The sequence below is a fragment of the Paracoccus sp. P2 genome (assembly GCF_046335115.1).
Lineage (GTDB): Bacteria > Pseudomonadota > Alphaproteobacteria > Rhodobacterales > Rhodobacteraceae > Paracoccus > Paracoccus pantotrophus.
Genome location: NZ_JBGOSN010000172.1, coordinates 1 through 792, shown reverse-complemented (window position 1 = coordinate 792; position 792 = coordinate 1). Strand labels below are relative to the sequence as shown.

Genomic DNA, 792 nt, shown 5'->3' with positions numbered 1-792 from the left:
GGCCACACACTGGTACCGGCGCTGGAGCAGGTCGTCATCCTGACCGACCAGGTGCTCGATCTCGCCGTAGTCGACCGCGGCTATCGCGGCTACGGTGTGAACAGCACCAAGATCCTGATCAGCGGCATGTGACGCGGCCTCACGCCATTACTGGCACGGCTCCTGAAACGGCGCGGCACCATCGAAGGGCCGTATCGGCTGACGCGGTCTTTTCTGTCCTCTGCGCCTGCGGCCACAATATCCGAAAGATCCTCGCCCATCTCAGGGCGCTTTTGTCCGTGTTGCTTCAGCGGGTCGCCGCGATCCTTGGACAGGAAAATCCCGGCATCAGCGTCACAATCGCCGCCTGGAAGGTTGGTCAGACCGGATTAATGAAAACTAGCCTCCGGCAAACCCGGCGCGGCTCAAGTTCATCACCTTTACGGCTTTCCCTTCGTTGCGTTCTTGCGCTTCGGTTTGGGTGGGATATTGGCCTTAATGGCCAGAGCGTCCTGTCCGACTATGAAGGCGCGGTGCAAGAATGCTTCCATTGCCGTCAGCAATTTTCCTACGTCCTCCTTGCTCGGCGACCAGCCTCGATGAGCGGCAGCATTCCCGGCATTTGTTATCACGTCCAGAATGTCGTGCTCTGTAGCACCGATCCAACCGCCGTTCTTCAATTCAGTCAGCTTTTCCTCGAAGGTCATTGCCGGATCGATGCCGATAACCTCGGTAGCTCGATCTAATGCGGTTCTCAGGCCAACGGCAGTGAGAATATTGGCGCCGTGATCATAGGCGACATACATCTCGTTA

Annotated in this window: 1 protein-coding gene and 1 pseudogene; one reads left to right on the top strand and one right to left on the bottom strand. The window is 57.7% G+C overall.

Annotation, left to right across the window (positions count from 1 at the left end):
- Window positions 1–347 (top strand): annotated as a pseudogene (locus ACDP63_RS25055) (IS5/IS1182 family transposase); the annotation flags it as partial.
- A gap of 72 nt (window positions 348–419) precedes the next feature.
- Here the strand turns inward: ACDP63_RS25055 and ACDP63_RS25050 are convergent.
- On the bottom strand, window positions 420–792 hold a 373-nt coding region (locus ACDP63_RS25050), incomplete at its 5' end, for a DUF4145 domain-containing protein (protein ID WP_409928879.1).